This is a genomic window from Carnobacterium sp. (assembly GCF_032094055.1).
In the GTDB taxonomy this organism is placed as follows: Bacteria; Bacillota; Bacilli; order Lactobacillales; family Carnobacteriaceae; genus Carnobacterium_A.
The window spans coordinates 1-15,921 of record NZ_DAMDAK010000042.1; the positions used below are offsets into that span (position 1 = coordinate 1).

15 protein-coding genes and 1 pseudogene are annotated in these 15,921 nt (G+C 37.1%); 14 read left to right on the top strand and 2 right to left on the bottom strand.

All coding sequences use genetic code 11. The features are described 5' to 3' along the window. The 6 genes and pseudogenes from RT405_RS07805 to RT405_RS07830 all read left to right on the top strand — a co-directional run. Positions 1 to 260: PTS sugar transporter subunit IIB (locus RT405_RS07805; RefSeq protein WP_313468957.1), on the top strand; the 260-nt coding region annotated here is incomplete at its 5' end. Positions 261 to 291: 31 nt separating this feature from the next. Further along, entirely contained in the window at positions 292 to 1,095 is an 804-nt protein-coding gene (locus tag RT405_RS07810) for a PTS mannose/fructose/sorbose transporter subunit IIC (RefSeq protein WP_313468959.1), read from the top strand. Positions 1,096 to 1,116: 21 nt separating this feature from the next. Then, positions 1,117 to 2,027 (top strand): annotated as a pseudogene (locus tag RT405_RS07815) (PTS system mannose/fructose/sorbose family transporter subunit IID). Positions 2,028 to 2,185: 158 nt separating this feature from the next. Then, positions 2,186 to 2,572: a DUF956 family protein gene (locus tag RT405_RS07820; RefSeq protein ID WP_313468961.1), complete on the top strand. Its 387-nt coding sequence runs from the start codon at positions 2,186 to 2,188 to the stop codon at positions 2,570 to 2,572. 257 nt (positions 2,573 to 2,829) lie between these two features. After that, positions 2,830 to 3,486, top strand: a complete 657-nt coding sequence (locus tag RT405_RS07825) for a uracil-DNA glycosylase (RefSeq protein ID WP_313468963.1) — start codon at positions 2,830 to 2,832, stop codon at positions 3,484 to 3,486. Between the two features lie 79 nt (positions 3,487 to 3,565). After that, the gene (locus tag RT405_RS07830) at positions 3,566 to 3,847 is read left to right on the top strand and encodes a hypothetical protein (protein WP_313468964.1); all 282 of its coding nucleotides are present in this window, start codon (positions 3,566 to 3,568) and stop codon (positions 3,845 to 3,847) included. Positions 3,848 to 3,930: 83 nt separating this feature from the next. Here RT405_RS07830 and RT405_RS07835 read toward each other — a convergent pair whose 3' ends face one another. Together RT405_RS07835 and RT405_RS07840 are read right to left on the bottom strand one after the other, a co-directional pair. Then, a complete protein-coding gene (locus tag RT405_RS07835) occupies positions 3,931 to 4,260 on the bottom strand; it encodes a hypothetical protein (protein ID WP_313468966.1) in 330 nt (109 codons plus the stop codon). Positions 4,261 to 4,385: 125 nt separating this feature from the next. After that, entirely contained in the window at positions 4,386 to 5,579 is a 1,194-nt protein-coding gene (locus RT405_RS07840; RefSeq protein ID WP_313468967.1) for a hypothetical protein, read from the bottom strand. Between the two features lie 273 nt (positions 5,580 to 5,852). Between RT405_RS07840 and RT405_RS07845 the strand changes: the two genes are divergently transcribed. The 8 genes from RT405_RS07845 to RT405_RS07880 form a co-directional block, all read left to right on the top strand. Then, a complete protein-coding gene (locus RT405_RS07845; protein WP_396163502.1) occupies positions 5,853 to 7,061 on the top strand; it encodes an amidohydrolase in 1,209 nt (402 codons plus the stop codon). 607 nt (positions 7,062 to 7,668) lie between these two features. Next, positions 7,669 to 8,259 carry an MptD family putative ECF transporter S component gene (locus RT405_RS07850; protein ID WP_313468969.1) on the top strand — a complete coding sequence of 197 codons (591 nt, stop codon included), beginning with the start codon at positions 7,669 to 7,671 and terminating at the stop codon, positions 8,257 to 8,259. Beyond that, positions 8,259 to 8,939 carry an energy-coupling factor transporter transmembrane component T gene (locus RT405_RS07855; RefSeq protein WP_396163505.1) on the top strand — a complete coding sequence of 227 codons (681 nt, stop codon included), beginning with the start codon at positions 8,259 to 8,261 and terminating at the stop codon, positions 8,937 to 8,939. Before RT405_RS07850 ends, RT405_RS07855 begins: the two co-directional genes overlap by 1 nt. A 15-nt stretch (positions 8,940 to 8,954) precedes the next feature. Then, positions 8,955 to 10,346: an energy-coupling factor ABC transporter ATP-binding protein gene (locus tag RT405_RS07860; protein WP_313468973.1), complete on the top strand. Its 1,392-nt coding sequence runs from the start codon at positions 8,955 to 8,957 to the stop codon at positions 10,344 to 10,346. A gap of 75 nt (positions 10,347 to 10,421) precedes the next feature. After that, on the top strand, positions 10,422 to 10,982 hold the full coding sequence (locus tag RT405_RS07865) for an SOS response-associated peptidase family protein (RefSeq protein ID WP_313468974.1): 561 nt from the start codon (positions 10,422 to 10,424) through the stop codon (positions 10,980 to 10,982). Positions 10,983 to 11,174: 192 nt separating this feature from the next. After that, a complete protein-coding gene (locus RT405_RS07870; protein WP_313468975.1) occupies positions 11,175 to 11,744 on the top strand; it encodes a polymer-forming cytoskeletal protein in 570 nt (189 codons plus the stop codon). A 676-nt stretch (positions 11,745 to 12,420) separates the two neighbouring features. After that, positions 12,421 to 14,379: a peptide ABC transporter substrate-binding protein gene (locus RT405_RS07875; RefSeq protein WP_313468977.1), complete on the top strand. Its 1,959-nt coding sequence runs from the start codon at positions 12,421 to 12,423 to the stop codon at positions 14,377 to 14,379. Between the two features lie 97 nt (positions 14,380 to 14,476). Next, a partial coding sequence (locus tag RT405_RS07880) for an ABC transporter permease (protein WP_313468978.1) occupies positions 14,477 to 15,921 on the top strand: 1,445 nt, incomplete at its 3' end.

Consider the following 15,921-nt stretch of genomic DNA (forward strand, 5'->3'; position numbering starts at 1 on the left):
TATTTGAAAACCCGGAAGATGTTCTTAGAGCAGTTGAAGGCGGCGTAGACATTGAAGAAGTCAACGTTGGTTCGTTAGCTCATTCAGTTGGTAAAGTAGTGGTCAGCAATGTACTTTCTATGGGACCAAAAGATGTAGAAGCTTTCGATAAACTGAAAGAAAAAGGTATCAAATTTGATGTACGTAAAGTACCAAATGATAACCGCGGTAATATGAATGAAATTATGAAAAAAGCAAAAAATGAATTAGCACGCGCATAACGTCATAATAAAATTAAATAGGAGGTCTATTATGTCTATTATATCAATTATTTTAGTAATACTTGTTGCTTTTCTAGCTGGTATGGAAGGAATCTTAGATGAATTTCAATTCCATCAACCCTTAGTAGCATGTACATTGATCGGATTAGTAACAGGTAATTTGACAGCTGGTATCGTTCTTGGCGGTACGCTTCAAATGATCGCACTTGGTTGGGCAAATATCGGAGCAGCGGTAGCCCCAGATGCTGCATTAGCATCAGTTGCATCAGCAATTATTTTAGTATTAGGTGGTCAAGGTGTTAAAGGTGTTCCATCAGCAATCGCAATCGCGGTTCCACTTGCAGTAGCAGGTCTTTTCTTAACAATGATCGTTCGTACACTTGCTGTACCAGTTGTTCATTTGATGGATAAAGCAGCTGAAGAAGGCAATATTAGAGGAGTCGAAATGTGGCATATCCTTGCAGTATGTATGCAAGGGATTCGTATTGCAATTCCTGCAGCAGCACTTTTATTCATTCCTGCACACACAGTTCAATCATTCTTAGAATCAATGCCTGCATGGTTAACTGATGGCATGGCTATTGGTGGGGGCATGGTAGTTGCAGTTGGTTATGCGTTAGTTATTAACATGATGGCAACAAAAGAAGTATGGCCATTCTTCGTTATTGGTTTCGTAGTAGCTGCAATTTCTCAATTGACTCTTATTGCGCTTGGTGCATTGGGTGTAGCTTTAGCCCTTATTTACTTGAACCTTTCTAAAATGGGAGGCTCTTCAAATGGCGGCGGCGGAAGCAACTCTGGTGACCCGCTTGGCGATATCTTGAACGATTATTAATTCTGAAGGAGGAGAAGAGAAATGGCAGAAGAAAGAATTGAATTATCAAAAAGAGACCGCTTAGCCGTTGCATGGCGTTCTACATTTATCCAAGGTTCTTGGAACTATGAACGGATGCAAAATGGTGGTTGGGCTTTCTCAATGATTCCAGCAATCAAAAAATTATATAAAACACAAGAGGAACGTTCAGCAGCATTAAAACGCCACTTAGAATTCTTTAATACTCACCCGTATATTGCTTCCCCAATTCTTGGAGTTACTTTAGCTCTTGAAGAAGAACGGGCAAATGGAGCACCGGTTGATGATGTAGCGATTCAAGGGGTTAAAGTCGGAATGATGGGACCTTTAGCCGGTGTCGGCGACCCAGTCTTCTGGTTTACTGTACGTCCGATGTTGGGTGCTTTAGGAGCATCGTTAGCTATGGGCGGAAATATCCTTGGTCCAATCATTTTCTTCGTAGCTTGGAACCTAATTCGTTGGGGCTTCATGTGGTATACACAAGAATTTGGTTACAGAGCCGGTTCTAAGATCACTGAAGACCTTTCAGGTGGTTTATTGCAAGATGTTACAAAAGGTGCATCTATTCTAGGGATGTTTGTGCTGGCCGCTTTAGTACAGCGATGGGTGTCGATCAGTTTCCTACCTGTTGTTTCCAGAGTTCAGTTAGATGAAGGAGCCTATATTGAATGGGACAAACTTCCTAATGGCGGCGAAGGAATCCGACAAGCTTTTGAACAAGTAAATTCAGGGTTGGCACTTTCACCGACGAAAGTAACGACTTTGCAAAACAACTTGGATGAATTAATTCCAGGGCTAGCTGCATTACTGCTTACATTATTATGTGGTTGCTTAAGAAAAATGTCAGCCCAATCGTTATTATTCTTGGTTTATTTGTAGTCGGAGTAGGCGGACATGTAATCGGGTTATTATAATCAAAGGCATCAAAAAAACCGTTTGATACGTCTCGATTAATAATAGTTCACACAAAAAGTGGCGGGGGATTATCACCTCAGCCACTTTTTGTATTGGCCTAATCACTTGAAACAACGTATAATGGATAAAACAAGTTAAATGAAATGGAGCGGATAGAATGGTTGAATCAATTAATACAAAGATAGATTTGGTAATAGACGCCACCGCTTTTACGGGACTAACGGATTATGGGAAAATTATGATCGGTGATAAAGGATTTGAGTTTTATCATTCTCGTGACCCGCGTAAATACATTCAAATTCCGTGGGAGGAAGTAGAACAGGTCATCGCCTCTGTGATGTTTAAAGGAAAATGGATTCCGCGTTATGCAATTGAAACAAAGAAGTCGGGAACCTTTACCTTTTCTTCTAAGAAACCAAAGAAAGTTCTGAGAGCTATACGGGAATATGTAAATCCAGATCATATGGTGCAGTCGCTAAGCTTTTTTGATGTACTTAAACGTGCTTTTAAGTCGATTGGGAAAAAGAAAAAAATGAAATCTTAAGTTAGCTTTTACTATAAAAAATAAGCTGAAAAATACTGCGTCACACTGATCCAGTTAAAATACATCTAGTTATAGCAGACCTATCTAAATGGTAGGTCTGCTTTTTGGATTTATTTATTAATTAAAGTTAAAAAATGGAGAATTAAAAGCCGACAACCAGAGAAATATCAAAAGCGAACATTTCGTTGCGGGAAATTAGCATGATGATTGTAATGGCGCTTTGAATTATGTAATATTGAAACAAAAGGAATGATGGCATGACGCATAAATTTGAAACCTTTATAGACGAACTGGCAAAGTTAGAAGTTCCAGAAAATGTATACAACCAGTACTCCTATAACGATCAAGAAAATACGATCAGAAGAGACAATTTGCTTATTTACTTAAAGCAGATGGATAAAATCAAACCAAAACTGATACTTGTTGGAGAAGCACCAGGGTATAGAGGAAGCCGACTTACAGGAGTTCCTTTTACCAGTGAATATCTATTAATGAATAACATGAAGGGACTAGACTTTTTTGGTAAGGAAAATGGGTATCGATTAGTTTCGGAAAAAGAAAGACTACTAAAAGAAGCAACGGCTACCATTATACGGAATACTCTTTTAGAACAGGATATTGTCTCATTAGGATGGAATGCTTTTCCTTTTCATCCTCATAAAAAAGACAACGACAAAAGCAATCGAACGCCAACAAAGAAAGAACTTTTGTTAGGAGAACCGTTTCTTGTTCAAATGATCGATATGTTTCCCATTAAAAGGGTTGTTGCGGTCGGCAATAAAGCGGAAGAAAGTCTTCACCAACTGGGCATAGGGTGTCAGAAAGTGAGGCATCCTGCTCAAGGCGGGAAAAATGCATTTGTTCAGGGGATAAAGCAAATAAATGAAGAATTAAATGACGAATGCAATAGTTGAATCATCTGCTTGCTCTAGGACCCCGTTATGTATCCCGTTATAATAAATACAACTATTCTTTTAAAGGAGCGTATTTTGAATGGAAAACGAACAAAAAAATAGACCAACAACGCAATATCTTTTACCGCATGGTTGGAAAATCAATTTATCTGATAAAGCTGACTTGCTTCAAAATAACGAGGGTAAAGTTGCCATCATTCTTAAGTCAAAGAACTTTGGAGATGTTTCGCCTGTTGTATTTGATGTATTGGAGAACAGTATTCACGTACAGTCCTTGCCGCATTTCGTAGAACGAGTATCTTTCACATTAGACAAAGAAATTGAAGTGACGTTTAATTCTTTTGTTTATGAACAAGGATAAATAAAGCTTTCTGCTTATTTTTAAGAGATTCGGATTTAGAAAAGAGAAGTAACAAAAAAGGCTCATTTGACAAGCTTTTTTTGTTATTTCTCTTCTTTTTTGCTGTAAATTTCATAAGCAAAATATCCGCCTAATAAGCCGATTCCAGCTCCTAAACTAAGTGTAGATAACAAAGAGATGGGAAAAAATGAGCTTGAAATCATACCAAAAATACAACCAAGAACCATGCCTAATGGTATCAAACTATCTAACAAATCTTGAGCGCCTTTAGTTTTTTTCTTACCCAAGGTACCGTGAGCTTGTTTCTGTTTAAGTTTTGTAACTACAAATATTCCAATTGATCCTACTATTATCACAGGGAGTAAAATAAGTGCAATTTCTATTATTGAGCTGATAGTGAAAACTCCTTCCATTTTTTCTATTTAATTTGATTTTAACATAACTGGTTGGAACAACAAACAAGGTTGGGACAATAGTCTCAACCTTGTTTTGTTGAAAAAGATAAGTTAAGTGTACTCAATAGATTCCTATCTAAAGACTAACCTGCAATATTCATCAGCAATGGTGCTAGAAAGCCTGCTAGAACGACTGAACCAATAGATACAGTCACAAAGCCGCCTACAAGCATTTTGGGAGTTACAGCATCAAGAAATAATTGACGTTCTTCATGGTCAGAAAAATTGCTGTTAGCGACCTCTGCTGGCAAGATGGCAGTGCCTGGGAAACCAAATAGAGCGGTGATTCCTAAAGCAATACTCATCCATGGTGAAATTTTTAATAACCGACCCACTAATAATGAAAAAAGAACATTGCCGATTGTTCCAAAGACAATCGTTATCAATAGAGCAGGTAAGATATCTAAGAAAACATCAGGAGTTGCTGCTGCTAAGTTGGAAAGAATAACGACGATTAGGGCCGGCATAGCTAATCCATAAGCATTTGCCTTTGTCAAAATATTTTTTTCTAAAAAGCCTAATTCACTAAATAATACACCCATAAGTAAAGACATAATATTTGCATCAATCAGTTGAAATCCCAGTAAAGAAGTTAGACCTTGTGCAGTAAAAGAAGCTAAAAGAGCAATCAAAGCGACTTTTGCTAAATAAACATTTGGCGAGTGGAAATTTTCTGGTAAAGCAGAGAAAATTTTGAAGCGCGAGGTTATTTCTTCTTGTGTCACCTGTTCAATTTCGTTGTTTCGGTACTTTTCTTTAAATAATTTCACTTCTTTTTTTAGCGCCCAACTAGCAATTGGATAACCAGCAAAACCTTGAACCACTACTAGTAAAGATGCAAGTAAAGCTAAATCACCACGTCCAATGGCGTTGGCCGCTTCTGACATTTGAATAGCAGCGATGACTCCACCAGCTAAAGGAGGAGCACCTACTAATGCTGTTTCGATTCCCATTAAAGGTGTAACGATTAAAAATAGTGCAAATGTAATCCCGATAATAGCCGTTATACAAATGATCACGGTTTTCCATTGTTGCTTCAGCTGTTTAAGATTCAGCATGGTTCCCATGTGAACGAGCAAGAAACCAATCATGATGGTTCCAATCTGCAGTAAAGCAGAGTCTTGAAAAATGGTTGTCGGCATTCCTAACCAAAAAGCAATCAAGAAGAAAACAGACGCGGTAAATAACATGGAAACAATACTTTTAGTTCTGACGGCGATAATGTCGCCAAGTGCATAAATGCAAAAAATAATGGTAATGGCAATTAAACTATTCATAACATCCTCATTTCTTTACAGTAATAGGCTAAATGATAAAATAATTAAAAAAGTTTGTCAATTCTAATTATCCATATAAAAAAAGAACAGTTTTTATTTTAAAACGTTGCTTTTTCAGTGAATGAGGATTAGAAAATGATTTGACAAATATAGAAAGAGTCGTTATAGTGAGACTTACAAAAAAACTAAATATTCAGACAATTTAACTTGCAAAAACAAGTTAAACAGCAGTGTGATCAAAACAATGCAGATGAATACAAAGGAGCCGAGCAGATGAATCAATTTGAAACACCGACAACAACTGTTGCAAGCCACGTAAAAGAATTAATTGCTTCTAAAGAAAATGAAATGATTGCTTTCCGTCGCCATTTGCATGCTAATCCCGAATTATCTATGGAAGAATATGAAACGACTAAAATATTAGCAGCTAAACTGGATGAATTTGGCATTCCTTATCGTTTAACTGAACCAACGGGAATTATTGCTGAAATCAAAGGAGCTGCACCTGGTAAAACAGTGTTATTGCGTGCAGATATGGATGCTTTATCTGTTCAACAATTGAATGATGTAGAGTATAAATCCATTCACGAAGGTAAAATGCATGCTTGTGGACATGATGCTCATGTTTCTATGTTAATAAACGCAGCCTATGCGTTAAACCAAGTGAAAGATCAGTTTAATGGATCGGTACGTCTGGTCTTTCAACCAGCTGAAGAAATTGCTGAAGGAGCAAAAATGATGGTAGAGCAAGGCGCTGCTGAAGGAGTAGACAATGCTTTTGGAATTCATATATGGGCTCCTGGAAAAGTGGGTACCGTGTCTTGTCCAGTAGGACCTTCTTTTGCAGCAGCTGATGTTGTGAAAGTAGATTTTCTGGGGAGCGGCGGCCATGCAGCGCAACCTCATTTGAATGTTGATGCGGCGATTATGGCATCCCAATATGTAGCAAATGTTCAATCTATCGTTTCTCGAGTAGTAGATCCCATGCAGCCGGCTGTTGTAACATTAGGAAAAATGGAAGTTGGAACTCGTTTTAATGTTATCGCAGAAAATGCGCACATCGAAGGAACTGTCCGTACATTTGATCCTGCAACGCGCGATAAAGTAGAAGAATGTATCAAGCACTATGCTGAAGAAATCGCTCGTATGTACGGTGGAGAAGCAAAGGTAGAGTACCAGCGTATGACAGAACCAGTCAATAATGAGGAAAACACAGCGCATCTCGTTCAACAAGTTGCTGCTGCATCATTTGGAGAAGAAGCTGTAGACAATTGTCCTCCTACAATGGGCGGAGAAGACTTTGGACAGTACATGACAAAAATTCCAGGTGCTTTTGCTACAGTAGGGAGTGGCAATCCTGACAAAGATACATGCTGGCCTCATCACTCTGGACGTTTCAATGTGGATGAAGAAGCCTTGAAGGTTGGAGCAGAATTATATGCTCAATATGCACTAGCTTATTTAGACCAAGATAAATTCTAATAAAATTCCTCTGCGAAAGAATTTTCTTTTTGCGGAGGTTTTTTTATTTTGGAAAAGATGATTTAGGGATGAAGAAGACCGGATGTCTGTTTAAGCTAGGAGTTGCCAGAATACAAAAGAATGTTATTCAACTTTAATTTCAAAGATTTTTATGTACTTACCTTCATTACGAATAGTAAAATAAAGAATATCGTTTTTTTAGGAAATGGACCACAAAGAGATAATGCGAATTTGCTACTATCATTTGAACTATTCGAAGCCAAGCCAGTTTAATTTTTTCTACCCATAGGCAATGTGAGTAACGGGTACAGCCTTCCCAAGAAAGCCTATTGATTCGCCATTTCTCCTAGGATACCTTTTAAAAAGCTGTTTTTGATTAGAGAACTAGTTGTTTTTTGGTGAGAGTAAACAAATAATAGTAAAAAAAGTAATGAACCCTATAAAAAGTTTGTCATTTTCTGTTAGAATAGATAGGTGAAATGTGTCTGTGATTCATTTAACAAATTCACATGGCTTATCAAAATAAAAACGTCTAGTTGAAGGAATTGTCTGCTTTTATGAGAGTAAGATAATTTAAAGAACCACGTTATAAGAAGGAGAAAAGAAGATGGAAAAGCTAAAAGTAGGAGATTTAATTAATGTCGGCGTTTTTAGCGCGCTATATTTTATTTGTTTATCAGTTGGAACGTTGTTAGGAGTGGTGTTGATCCCAGGAGGAACGCATATTTTTGCGCCTTCATTCGCTGCTCTTCTTTCCGGAGTCGTGTATATGTTTTTAGTGACTAAAGTGAAAAAATTCGGGGCTATTTCAATCGTAGGAATTTTATTGGCATTATTTTATTTTAGTTCTGGCCATTTCGGCCCTACCTTTTTAGCAAGTCTGATTTTTGGCTTTTTAGCTGATTTTGTTGCCAAAAGAGGAAACTATGTAAGCGACAAATGGAATTTGGCCAGTTATTTTGTCTTTTCATTAGGAAACTTGGGACCGATTTTACCTATGTGGTTTATGAAAGAAGCTTATATCCAAAGCTTGGTTGAAAGAGGGAAAGATAGTGGGTACATCACAAATGTTCTAGCTAGTTTCGAATGGCCTGTGATTGCCGCTGTATTAGTATCACTGGTTCTCTTTTCTATTATCGGCGGGGGATTTGGCCAAAAAATGGTGAAAAAACATTTTAGTAAGGCTGGTTTAGTCTAATGTATCTGGATCCAAGGTCTAAAATGGCCATTTTGCTTTGGTGCAACTATATTTTGTTGAGTCAAGCTCAAGGCAATTTAGAAGCAATTACTGTGGTCTTTTTAATGTTCTTATTTGTTTTGGCTCGTAAAGGAAAAACTGGGGGAACGTATTTGTTTATCTATTCAATGATGTTAGTGACAGATCACTATGTCATTGACCATGTTGCAGAGAGTCTATCAATGGTTCTTATTTTCTTTGCTGTCAGCTTGCGTTTGCTGTTGCCATGTATGATGGCTGGAACGTATCTGATGAAAACAACAACAGTAGGCGAATTAACTCTGGGATTGCGAAAATTGCGAATCCCAGAAAGTATTCTTATTCCGATCATTGTGACAGTTCGTTTTTTACCAGCCATCAAGCAAGATTATCAGCATATTCGAGATGCTATGAAATTTCGTGGTGTTTTTATTTCAAAAGGGGACATGGTTAAGCAACCGGTCCGCTTTTTTGAATACATTATTATTCCGATGATGATGTCTGCTGGAAATACGGCCCAAGATTTGACGGTTGCTTCATTGGCAAAAGGAATCAGCCGCAAGAATAAACATACGAGTATTGATCGGATAGGATTTAAGGTTCAAGATGTGCTTTGTCTAGGTTTGCTGATCGTTTTTGTGTATTTACATCAAATATTATAGGAAGGGTGAATTGCTGTGATTGATTTAACCAACTTTACTTTTCGTTATCCTTTTTCTGAAGAAATAGCCGTTGCTGCCTCAGCGTTAGAGATATCCGCAGGCGAGTGTATCGTTCTTTGTGGAAAAAGCGGCAGTGGCAAGACAACCTTTACACGATTGGTCAACGGGTTAATACCAGAAGTGTATGAAGGCAAATGGAAGGGCAGCTTTCAGACAGACACACTGAAGCTGGGACAATCCAAAATTGAGGATTACGCCAGTGTCGTCGGCTCTGTTTTCCAAAATCCGAATACACAATTTTTTCATCTCGATAGTACAAAAGAAATTGCCTTTCCTTGTGAAAATGCTGGAATGGATCCGGATGAAATTTTTAATAAAATAGATACAGTCAGTACAAATTTAGAGTTGCAGGATTTATTAAATCGCAATCTGTTTAAGCTATCTGGAGGAGAGCGGCAAAAAGTCGCACTTGGCGCTGCTGCTATTCATGAACCAAAGATCGTTGTCTTAGATGAGCCTACCAGCAACTTAGATGCAGCAGCCATTGCAATGGTCGCGCATACGATTCGTCAATTAAAAGCTAAAGGAATGACCGTTATTGTTGCTGAACACCGATTAGAATACTTAAACGGAATTGCTGACCGTTACTGTTATTTTGAAGCCGGTGAATTAAAAACCGTTTATAGCCAAGAAAGTTTTTTAGCTTTAAACAATGATCAGCTGCATCAAAAAGGTCTGCGTTCCACTGATTTAGCCTCCTACAAAGAAAATGTACAAAAATTGATCGGCTCTTTTGATTTTTCAACAGATAGTCTATTGGCCGGTGAAGAGTTAGCGATAGGATATAAAAAGCAAGCAGTACTAAAGGAAATTCCGTCTTTTTCGATTGATGAACCAATGATTATTGGCATAATGGGTGCGAATGGAGCTGGTAAAACGACCTTTATTAAATCCTTAGCTGGCTTGCTGAAATTCAAACAGGGGCAAGTATATTGGAAAGGCAAATCTCAAACAGCCAAACAAATGCTGAAGCGCTGTTTCTTAGTTATGCAAGATGTTCATTATCAGTTATTTTCTGAAAGTGTGAAAAGTGAAATTTTATTAGGTGCTCAAAATCCTGAACGGTATGATGAGGTAATTGATTTGTTGGATTTACGGAAGCTAGAAGACCGACATCCGGTTTCACTATCGGGCGGGCAACAGCAACGGGTAATGATTGCTGCCGCTATTTGTTCTGGAAAAGATATTTTAATTTTTGATGAACCAACGAGTGGTCTTGATTACACGAATATGGAAAACGTAACGAAGCTCATGAAACGATTAAAAGCGATGGGGAAAATCATTTTTGTGATTACCCACGATCAAGAACTAGCTGCTAAAAGTTGCGATAAGATCATGAACTTTTAGGAAAAAAAAGCCTTATAATAGAATTTTAATTGCTGACTGGCTATACTGTTTTTAAAAGGAGCAGGAGGGGTCAGCATGTGCGGACGGTATTGCTTTTCACCTAACGAGAATGACGAGATCAAACGGATTTATGATTTGGTAAGTGAAAATTCAGATAATATCAAAACAGGAGAAGTCTTTCCATCGGACACAACAGCGCTTATTCTAGCAGATGAACAAAAGGATGTCTTAGTAACAGGAATGCAGTGGGGTTTTCAAGGATTTAAGCCTAGCCAATTGATCATCAATGCACGTAGTGAGACAGTGAAAGAGAAAAAGATGTTCTCTTCAGCTTTTAAAAGTACTCGCTGTGTCTTTCCAACAACTGGGTTCTTTGAATGGGATAAAGAAAAATCAAAGTACCTTTTTACTTTATCTGCTCAACCTATTTATATCTGTGGTTTTTATAAAAAGTTTAAAGAAGGCCCGCGCAGCATCATCATAACGATAGAACCAAATCAATCGGTTTCGCCTATTCACAATCGTATGCCGTTGTTGATTGCGAAAGCGGATATCAATGATTATTTAACCAACGACGATTTTGCTGATAACTACCTAAAAAGAACCATGCCTGAATTAACGGTCGAAAAGGTGTAACTTAAAATGGCTGAGTTAAATTGCAAGCATTTGAATTACCCTTGCTAAAAAATCTGATTTTTTTAACAAAACATGTTGAATAGTTCACAAAGATAGTGTATGCTATGAATGAAGTTATTAATGCTGCTAAAATCTTCTGGAAATCGGTATTTGTAGCTTTAAAAATGGGTAAAAAAATGGAGGTAAAGAAACATGACAAATAAATTAAACAAAAAACGAGGGCTATTTCTAGGACTTTGTGCATCTTTTATTATTCTGGTTGCTGGTTGCGGAAATAACGATGACACAGCGGATAAAGCATCTTCAGCTTCTTCAGTTGCTGAAAGTACGGAAGTTGTTTCAGGAGCATCAGTTAGCAGCAAGCCAGAAGATGTAGTTGCAGGATTAAGTGAAGACGGTAATTGGATTTTTGCGATAACAGATGACGTTACATTACCTGAAGACTTGGTTGTTTCTGGAACTTTCCATGACAAAGGTGCTGAAACCGGCGATGTTTACCGTAAATTAGCTTTATATTCACAAGATGCAGATCACAAAGTGACTGCTGAATACACTTTAACAGTACCAACAATGACTGTTGAATCTCCAAACTTTAAAGTTGAAAATGGAACAGTTGTTGGAAATATTGAAGTAAAAGCTGAAGGATTTACTCTTGCTAATTCAAAAGTTGAAGGAAATGTCACATTTGATTCTCAAAAATTAATGGATTCTGCGAACTTAGATGAAGGAACTATTTCTGGAGAAACTAGCGTAGCTAAATAATTAGATAACGATTCTATAAAAAAAGAGTGAGATAAAAAGTGTTAGAATTGAATTATTGGAACGAATAAGCACACTATGGTCGTAACTCATTCAACTTTATTCGCGAAATAGAGATTGAGTCTGCTTTGAGACACATTTTAGAATGACCATTTAAATATGCAAAAGAGGTTGGGACACTTGTCCCAACCTCTTTTTTGTAGAGATTTTCAATCTTTCTTTTAAGAAAAAATGAGAAGACACACTTGACATTAAAATACAATTAGATTAACATGAGAAAATAGTTATTTTAATTTGGCTATGCTTCTTTTGAAAAAAGCCGAACATATAAATAAGAAATAGTTATTCCCTAGTGAAGGCTCATTCAATTATACCCCCTGCGATTTTTGAATGATTAAAAATCCATGAGAATATTTTTTTATTTGTAAATAACTCTTCTTGTTTGAAGAGAGTGCAAAAAAACACTCTTTTCAAACAAAAATTGAAGAAGAAAGTAGGTACATATTAATAAAATTTAAAATTTTTAATTTCTATTACTACACGCAAAAAAATTACGTCATTCCTGAACATAGGCAAATTTACCTTTTTTTATCCTAACTATATTCTGTTAAGTGAATAGCTATAATTTTTGAAGAGAATGACAAAAATATTAAGAAACCCATTAAGAGGAGGAACCAATTTGAAAAAATCGTTATTTTTATTATTAGCAGCAAGCTTTACATTTGCAGGTTGTTCAGTATCTAACAATGAAAGTAAAGCCAGTACAGATTCATCTTCTGTAGTTGAAGGAGCATCCTATAATTACGTTTATGCTACTGATATCGCAACATTAGATTATGTTTTCTCAAGTCGCACAACAAATAGTGTACACTACACAAATTTTGTAGATGGGTTGCTTGAAAATGATTCATTGGGCAATTTGATTCCTGCACTTGCTGAATCCTGGGAAGTTAGTGAGGATGGTTTAACCTACACGTATAAAATCCGTAAAGGAGTTAAATGGGTAACCAATGCGGGAACAGAATACGCAGAAGTCACAGCTAATGATTTCGTTACAGGATTAAAACATGCAGCGGACGTCAATTCAGAAACACTTTACATAGTAGCTGATAGCGTAAAAGGACTAGGTGATTACGTTGATGGAAAGATAACTGATTTCAATGAGGTTGGAGTTAAAGCAGTAGATGATTATACTGTGGAATATACCTTGAATGAACCAGAATCTTATTGGAACTCAAAAACAACTTACGGTATTCTATATCCAATCAACGAAGAATTCTTAAATTCTCAAGGCGAAAATTTTGGTTCTGTTTCACCTGATTCGATTCTTTATAACGGTGCGTTTATTTTGACTAATAATACAGCAAAATCTGTTATTGAATATGAAAAGAACGAATTGTATTGGGATATTGACAATGTCTTTATTGATGACGTGAAATATACATTTAATGATGGAAGCGATCCGGATGGATTATTTACTTCCTATCAAGAAGGTAATTTCAGTTTAGCTCGCGTTTATCCAAACTCTGCAGGTTATGCAGCAGTTAAAAAAGCTTATCCAGATGGTGTAACCTTCTCTCAAACCGATGGAACAACTTATAATATGACATTTAACTTAGCACGCGCGTCTTATAATGCAACAAGTAAAACAACCGATAAAGAAAAGGATTCTACAAAAGCTGCGGTTCTGAATCGCGACTTTAGATTAGCAGTCCAATTTGCTTTTGATCGTGCAGCATACAATGCGCAGAGTGTGGGAGAAGAAACGTCAACTGAAGCACTGAGAAATACTTTAGTGCCGCCGACTTTCGTTCAAATAGACGGAAAAGATTACGGTGAAGCGGTTGAGAGTGAATTAGAAGCTCTTGATTCTGCGACCTGGTCAGGCGTTGATTTAGCAGATGGACACGATGAATACTTTGATAAAGATAAAGCAATGGAACATTTAGAAAAAGCAAAAGAAGCATTAGCAGCTGAAAAAGTTTCATTCCCGATCCATTTAGATATTCCAATTTTAGAAACTAGTGAAATCGGTGTGAACAGTGCGAAGTCTTTGAAAAATTCTATTGAAAGCACTTTAGGATCAGATAATGTTGTAGTGGATATTCAATTGTTAAACGATGATGCTTATTTAGCAGCCACGTATCAAGCAACAACAGGAACAGCGAGTGATTTTGATATCTCAACAGCATCAGGATGGGGTCCTGATTATCAAGACCCGTCTACTTATTTAAATATCTATAATTCTCGAACAGGGGATATGTTGACTACTTTTGGACTTGATGGAAGTGATCTTGTTGAAGGCGAAGACGTAACAGCTGATGCAAAAGCAGCAGTCAATTTTGAAGAATACGATGCATTATTGGATGCAGCTAGTGCCATTAAAGACGATGAAGATGCTCGTTATAAAGCTTACGCAAAAGCTGAAGCTTGGTTGCTGAACAATGCCCTTCAAATACCAATCTATGCTGGTGGAGGATTGCCTCGTGTGACCAATGTCGTGCCGTTCACTGCTCCCTACAGTTGGTCAGGAATTGCTGCCGATAAATTGAAATATGTCCAATTACAAGAAGATATTGTAACGACGGATCAATATCAAAAAGCTCAAGACAAGTGGGATAAAGAACGTGCCCAGTAAACGATTTAGAATTTAAAAAATAAAATGAATAGAAATGCTGAAAAGGATTAGCATAAAAAACTAATCCTTTTTTGTTATTAGGTCTGGAGGAAAGATAGTGAAAAAATACATTTTTTATAGAATTATTCGTTCAGTCATCAGTATTTTTTTGGTAACTACGATTGGGTATATCATGATTTTCTCCTTGGTACCAAGATATACAATTTTTCAAAGTGATCCTGTATACAGCAGATTAAAAGGAAGTCCAGATGAGAGAACGGATTATGAAAACAGTACATACGAACGGATGGGGTATATTGATTATTATAAAAGCAATGATATCCTTTCTGAAATGGCTGAAAACGATGAGGAATACAGCTCTTATATTAATGAAGACAATGATCAGGTTTTTAAAGAGTGGGAAGAAAAAAACAAAAGTAAAGGATGGAAACTTGAACAGCTGCCTGTTTCAAAAAGATATTATGCAGTGAGGGAAATTCCTATAGTGGAGAGAGTCGGACGTTTTTATGCGAATTTAATTCAAATAGACCATCCATGGGCAATACAAGACCCAGAAAATCCTAATCTTCCTCGGTATTTAAAATTTGAATATACAAAATCAGCTGGGGTGACGTTGACAGGATCTGGAACACGCTCTAAATACTTAATTTATTTTGATTCAGCTTTTCCTTTTATTCATCAGAACTTTATCAAGTTAAATTTAGGTACTTCTTATCCTACATTTAGCGGCAGGAGCGTTGTAGATGTAATCTCTAGCGGTCAAGGAAAGGTAAAGTCAGAAGAGGTCACGTACGAAACGGGATTAACAGAAAATTCTCCAGCAGATATACATTCAAGAAAATATAAAACACCAGGATCATTGGATCGTTTGGAAACTGAGCGGTATAACGATAGCTATGTCAAATCTAGAGACCATTACAAAGACCCTTCTATGATTAAAATTTCAGTTATAACTGGTCTTATTTCCGTTGTTATTTCTTATACAATCGGCATCTCATTGGCGGTACTGATGGCAAGGCATAAAGGAAAGCTTATCGACCGATTCGGAGTTGGGCTGGTGACAATTCTTATTTCAGTCCCAAGCTTGGCATTCATTTATTTCTTCCGATTCATTGGAAGCACATTTTTTGGCTTGCCGGATTCGTTCCCAACTTTAGGTGCAGGCAGTGTCCAGTCCTATGTACTTCCAACAGTTATTCTGGGACTGCTGTCTATTTCAGGTCTGATTATCTGGATCAGAAGATTTATGATTGATCAAGCATCAGCTGATTATGTGAAATTTGCAAAAGCTAAAGGCTTGTCAGAAAAAGAAATTTCACAAAAACATATTTTTAAAAATGCAATGATTCCAATCGTCAGCGGAATCCCAGGAACGATTATTCTGACCATCCAAGGGGCAACGATCACAGAAACGATTTTTGCAGTTCCAGGAATGGGTAAGATGTTGCCGGACGCCATCATTACACATAATAATCCTATGGTAATTGGTTTGCTGTTTGTGTTTACTTCATTATCTATTCTATCTGTCCTATTAGGCGACAT

What these genes read in the sequence shown, in the direction of transcription:
- RT405_RS07810 (WP_313468959.1), top strand. Translation starts at nt 292, where the DNA reads ATGTCTATTATATCAATTATTTTAGTAATACTTGTTGCTTTTCTAGCT.
- RT405_RS07820 (WP_313468961.1), top strand. Translation starts at nt 2,186, where the DNA reads ATGGTTGAATCAATTAATACAAAGATAGATTTGGTAATAGACGCCACC.
- RT405_RS07825 (WP_313468963.1), top strand. Translation starts at nt 2,830, where the DNA reads ATGACGCATAAATTTGAAACCTTTATAGACGAACTGGCAAAGTTAGAA.
- RT405_RS07830 (WP_313468964.1), top strand. Translation starts at nt 3,566, where the DNA reads ATGGAAAACGAACAAAAAAATAGACCAACAACGCAATATCTTTTACCG.
- RT405_RS07835 (WP_313468966.1), bottom strand. Translation starts at nt 4,260, where the DNA reads ATGGAAGGAGTTTTCACTATCAGCTCAATAATAGAAATTGCACTTATT.
- RT405_RS07840 (WP_313468967.1), bottom strand. Translation starts at nt 5,579, where the DNA reads ATGAATAGTTTAATTGCCATTACCATTATTTTTTGCATTTATGCACTT.
- RT405_RS07845 (WP_396163502.1), top strand. Translation starts at nt 5,853, where the DNA reads ATGAATCAATTTGAAACACCGACAACAACTGTTGCAAGCCACGTAAAA.
- RT405_RS07850 (WP_313468969.1), top strand. Translation starts at nt 7,669, where the DNA reads ATGGAAAAGCTAAAAGTAGGAGATTTAATTAATGTCGGCGTTTTTAGC.
- RT405_RS07855 (WP_396163505.1), top strand. Translation starts at nt 8,259, where the DNA reads ATGTATCTGGATCCAAGGTCTAAAATGGCCATTTTGCTTTGGTGCAAC.
- RT405_RS07865 (WP_313468974.1), top strand. Translation starts at nt 10,422, where the DNA reads ATGTGCGGACGGTATTGCTTTTCACCTAACGAGAATGACGAGATCAAA.
- RT405_RS07870 (WP_313468975.1), top strand. Translation starts at nt 11,175, where the DNA reads ATGACAAATAAATTAAACAAAAAACGAGGGCTATTTCTAGGACTTTGT.